This window comes from Marinilabiliales bacterium, from assembly GCA_007695015.1.
Lineage (GTDB): Bacteria > Bacteroidota > Bacteroidia > Bacteroidales > PUMT01 > PXAP01.
Window position 1 is genome coordinate 1 of record REEN01000010.1, and the last position, 5,533, is coordinate 5,533.

A 5,533-nucleotide genomic window follows, 5' to 3' on the forward strand; every position below is an offset into this window, starting at 1 on the left:
GGGCATTGCCGCCACACCCGGTACGGTTTACCGGATAGGTTCTGTTACCAAGACATTCGTGGCACTGGGGATCATGCACCTTGTTCATGAAGGCAAACTTGACCTCGACGATCCGCTCTCTGTCATTGTGCCTGAGCTACCCGTCAGAAACCGCTGGGAGGAGAGCCACCCGGTACTGCTCAGGCACCTGCTTGAGCACACTGCCGGCTTCAGAGATCTGTATCTGAGGGACTTTATGATACCCGAAGGCACCCCTTTGCCTGCAATGGAAGATGCAGTGATGAGGCAACCCCGTTACTGGGTGAGCCGGTGGTGGCCAGGCACCAGGAGCGCATATGCAAATCCCGGGTACACTCTTCTGGGTTATATCATCGAAAAGTACAGCGGCATGCCATACAATGAATACCTGGAGGAGATACTTCTCCACCCACTGGGTATGGAAAACAGCGATTTTCTGGGGCGAAACAGCGACAGTCTCGCCCTGTCATATGACAGCAGCGGCAACCCGCAGGCCCCGCTTCCCATTATGGACCATCCGGCCGGTTATCTTCACACCACACCGGAGGATATGGCCCGCTTCATACATTTCATGCTGCTGCGTGGCGCAGCAGGTCGGGTTGGTGATGGGACGGGCGTTGCAAATCAGCCAGGTGCCGGTTCAGGCGCTACAGATCAGCCAGTTGACAGTCCCGACGGTACAGGGCAGGAGAGAGGAACAGTCCCTGATGAACGGGAGGGGGATCCATCCTGGCAATCAGGCAGTGAATACGGGAGACCCTGGTTCATGCCCGAAGAGATGTTCAGGCTCATGGAGAGGCCCTCGTCAATAGCCGGGGCAGGTAATGAGATGCTGGGATACGGAATGGGTCTCCATTCCATGGTGGTAAATGGCAATGTCGGCGCCGGCCATGACGGCGGCATTGACGAATACCTCTCCTCCTTTGTATCTTTTCATGTCGCAGGGTCTGCATACTATTTCACAATCACTTCAATGAACCCGCAGGGGGCATCAGCAATAGCCGGATATCTCCAGGAAATACTTCTTGATGAGATCACTCCGGTTTCAGATAATATAGCAGACCAACCAGCTGAAATAGAAGGATGGTACAGGATCAGATCTTACCGGCTGGCGCTGGCCAGGATACTGCATGACCTGTTTGACCCGGTAAAACTTCAAGTTGTTAATGACACCCTGAGGATGGGCGGGTTTTCGGGCCAGACTACAAACCTGATCTCCCTGGGTGGCGGGTATTACCGCACTGAAGACAGTCCCCTGCCAACCCACTGGATAGGCTTGCATGGAGGCAGGCCGGTTATCTCTTCCAGCTTCGGGCAGTCCGGCGGGTATTATGAGCAAACCAATGCCTTCAGGGCCTTAGGGAAGACCTGGGCCCTGCTCATATCATTTAATCTATTCTTCCTGACTGCCCTGATCTATTTCGTTAACTACCTGGTAGTGCGTTTCAGGAAGCGTGATATCAATTCCGCGCCAATGGTCTGGCCTGCCCTGGGAGTCCTCTGCCTGGTCCTCATGGTGTTTGTTTTCAGCGGAATGACATCTATCTATCTGCTGGCTTCTCCAAATACCCGGTCAGTTGCCGTGGCGATTTTCTCTGCATTGTTCGCAATATGCCTCGTAATGGGGCTCCTCAGCCTGCGCAGGGGAGTTACCCATGTAAAGACATGGAAAAGGGTGCCTCTCTATGCCGGTTATGTGGCATGGATCTACATTGTGGTGTTGCTTGCATCATATGGCCACATGCCGTTAACCACATGGATCTGGTAACCAGAAGCCGAAAGAATCTTTAGCTCTCCTGTCAGGGCCTTTCGGCAATGACCGGGTTGTCCATCACTACGAAAAAGTCGTTGATTATTCCGTAAATATCAAACCATTCCCAGATGGTTATCGTGCGCGGATTATCAGGCCGTTCTACCCATTGCCCGTCAATATAGATAGGGGCGGGGTGCTCGTAACTTTCGGCCCAGTCAGGGTTCTTCACTATAGCAACTGCAGCCTGGTCGAACAGCGGCCTGCTGGGGGGACTGCCCCACATACCGTAATGCTCGAAAAGGTTTGCCGAATAGTCGCCCCAGGTATAGAACTCGCCGCCGTGGCGACCGGTTACAGGTTCGGACAGGCGCGGACCCTTACCGGGCATCCTGTGAAGTATCTGTGCCTGGGTAACCTTCACTGCATCGGTCCCCGACGGGTCACCATACCGCACGGTTACCATATCGAACGGAACATCCTGGTCAAGGATATAGTTCATCGAGCCTATGCACCAGTCCTGGTTATGCTCTCCGGGCCGGGGATAGTTTGAGCCGAGCCATACTATCCTTACATTTTCAGCAATTGCAGGTTCCTTGAGTAGCGCCAGCGCAATGTTGGTCAGTTTGCCCACGGGCAGAAGTATCAGTTCCTGGCCCCGTTCCTTCAACGCCTCTTCAATTATGAAGTTGACCGCCTCGTGTCCGTCAAATTCCGGCTCATTGATATGGTCTTTAATTTCCTCGAAAGAGCCCTGTGCACCTGTATAAAGTGGAATGCTGTTCCACACGCCGCACAGCTGCATTACCCGTTTCGCCTCGTCATAGTGGTCGCTTACGGGCGAGAAGGTAACAGCGTCATCGGGGCTGCTTGTTGCGTTTACAGTAACTCCCTCAACGGCAAAAACATCTCCGCTGAAAAGCAGGTAGGCCAGTGCGTGCTGGTCGTCGACCTCATTGTCTGCATCGGTGTCAAAAATGACATGGTGCCTGAAAGCAGGCTCTTCGGCTTTTTCAGGAGCTTCAGCACAGGAGAGCAATACAGCTCCGAATACCATAATTACTGCGGTCAGGTATGCGCCCGAACCGCCGAATTCATTAATCATTGTGATAATTGATCTCTTCATTTTTAAAGGTTTAAGGTTAGAAATTATTATAGTTTATTATGTGCCTTTTGCTACAATACCTGCAGCTTTTTGTATAAGGGTGCTTCTTGTGTCTCAACACAAATGATATAGATGCCGGGAGGAAGACCCGGGTATATTATGATTTCGCCGCCCTTGCTGTACGCAGAAATTTTTTTTAGCAGGGTGCCGGTTGTATTTATAACACTTATTTCGAGCTTCCCGGTATGATCTTTCCCGGGAATAATTGTCAGATTTCCGTTTCTGAGGGGATTCGGGTATACTCTGAAGTCGGAACGGTGTATCATGTCAGACATTGTGGCGGGAGATACCGTAACCTCGCATTCGGCCGTAAAACCCCCTTCATCTGTAACTACCCTGATAACCGTTGTTCCTTGTGCGACAGCAGTAACCAGGCCCTCCTGATCGACTGTAGCGACTTCATCATTGTCGCTATCCCAGGTAACCATGGTATTTTCAGCATAGGAAGGGTGCACTGTCGCTACAAGGGTGACGGTCTCGTCTGCGGTCATAATCAGCGCTGTATCACTGAGGCTGACACCGGTTACCGATTTGTCGAAGGTGATTATTATTCTCTTTTCACCTTCTTTCGATGGCAGAGATCTTCTTCCCCTGTCACTGTAGGCAACGGCGGTGACCAAAACGCTTGTGCCGTCATCAAGCAACGGGTTCCAGGCCAGCTTGAAATCGTTGTCACTGTCAGAGCTTTCACCAATATACCGCCAGTCATAATAGTATTTAACCCTGCGGGTATTTTCAGAAGCATTTGCCGTGAGCAGTGAACCCGGCTCAAATTCATGTCCGTTTTCCAGGTTCAGCGACACTTCAGGCCTGGGTGACAAGGTGTATGGTGCATCTGATGTATTTGCCATCGCATTGATGTATCCCATGGCAAAGATCATGTGGTTCATCTGCTGATGAACCGTGAACTCGCCCCCCTGGATGCTGTAACGGTTCTGGAACTTCTGCTCCGCTCCGGGCCAGGCACTGGGAGGGTCGGCAGCAGTAGGGTAGGCGGCCTGGCGCGAAAAGTATTCAGCGTATTTGGATTGTGTGAACCAGTAATCACTTGCAAGTCCGGTAGCCCCGAAATAACTTGTTTGCCCTATATAATTTTCGGGTGTGTATACCATGTTGTTCTTGTTGCTTACCAGGTATGCGTTGGGCTGGAATATCCACTGGTCTGATCTTTCACCCAGCCCGGACAGGTAGGTCATATTGAGCTGGTTGCCTCCAAGCACGTAACTGACCGCATGCTGCATGGCCTCAAGGTACCGTGCTTCACCGGTCAGCCGGTGCGCGGCGGCGAGCACTGTCAGCCGGGGCGTGTTGAAACCTCCAAGCTGCAAAAACTGGTAATACTCCATCCCGTTCCTGAAGCCGTTGGAGAAAATGTCACCTGCCTTTGAATCAGCACGTGTTTGTATATTATTCCTGCAGCTATTCTGCAGTTCACTATCCAGATTGGGATGATCATCAGGCAATATTGCATGCTGCATGGCTGCAATTGCCCATAGATTGACACCCGCCCATTCTCCCTGTGTTTTATCGGGCTCCCATGTCCAGTAATCCCTGAATACATCCTGGTATTCAGGATCAGCCGTGGCCCTGTACAGTACCGCTGCGGCATAACCCTGTGCGCGACGCTCACCGTCAGACCCGCTGCCATTGGCATTGGCCCAGTCGTATGATTCAAGGGCCTCGGTCATCCACTCTTCATATTCGGGGTGATTACCGGTGCCTCCTTTAAGCTTATGCAGCCGGTTCAGGTTAATGGCATAATATGCGGCATTGCCAGCGTACAGGAATGTCGCTTCAGGGTTGTTGCCCGATATGTACCACTCACGGGTATCCATCCATGAAGTGATGGCATTACCGGAAGGAATAGCATCCCTTCCCACGTAACCGGGCACACCGCCCGTACCCCCGTATTCCTTGAGAACATGCCTGGCCCGGCGGTTATAATCGAGCAGCCACACTGCCTCATCAAGGAGATCAGGCCTGCCGCTTTTCCCCTCTTCAATCCATTCACCCTCTTCATGCAGCTTGTAGCGGTTGCCAACATCACCGTCATGAAAGCCTTCCGGAGCCAGGTCGTAGAGGAGGAGAAGGTGGGCCGGCACCCTGTTGTGATGGGTATACCCGTCCCAGTCCCCCGCATCATAATAGTGCCCCCATACCCCGTGTACCTGCGGGGATTCAGTATTGAATTCCGAGACATCGTATCCCTGTCCGTGCCATTCGGGGTCAAATCTCCAGACAATGTCGTCGGGATGATGCCCCCTTGGCCTTATTGAGTCGGGCTCGACCTCAACAACGATGCCCTGTCTCTGCCAGAACAGCCCTTTCATGGCATAGTAATACGCTTCGCGGGTGATATCGTTGCCAATTTCAAAAGGGAAGGAGCATCCTATCCCGTCAACCGCCACCACATACTCGCCCGGGGCCGTGAGCCCGCTGAAATCACACTCCCAAACATCGGCGTTGGTGTAATTTCCGGAGGGGAAATCAGCGCTGGCGGTCTCCCTGGTGCTTTTACTCATTCTTTTGGCTATGGTGCCGGTATAAACCGTTTCGCCGGTAGCATAATCGATTACCCTGAATTCATTGCCTGCCTTGTC

General features: G+C 52.4%; 3 protein-coding genes. 1 reads left to right on the plus strand and 2 read right to left on the minus strand.

What is annotated here, in order from left to right; translation table 11 throughout:
• On the plus strand, positions 1–1,786 hold a 1,786-nt coding region (locus tag EA408_00210), incomplete at its 5' end, for a hypothetical protein (protein ID TVR75521.1).
• A gap of 31 nt (positions 1,787–1,817) precedes the next feature.
• Here the strand turns inward: EA408_00210 and EA408_00215 are convergent.
• Both EA408_00215 and EA408_00220 read right to left on the minus strand, forming a co-directional pair.
• Positions 1,818–2,825, minus strand: a complete 1,008-nt coding sequence (locus EA408_00215) for a nucleoside hydrolase (protein TVR75523.1) — start codon at positions 2,823–2,825, stop codon at positions 1,818–1,820.
• A 119-nt stretch (positions 2,826–2,944) separates the two neighbouring features.
• Positions 2,945–5,533, minus strand: a 2,589-nt coding sequence (locus tag EA408_00220) for a T9SS C-terminal target domain-containing protein (GenBank protein TVR75522.1), incomplete at its 5' end; no start/stop codon positions are given.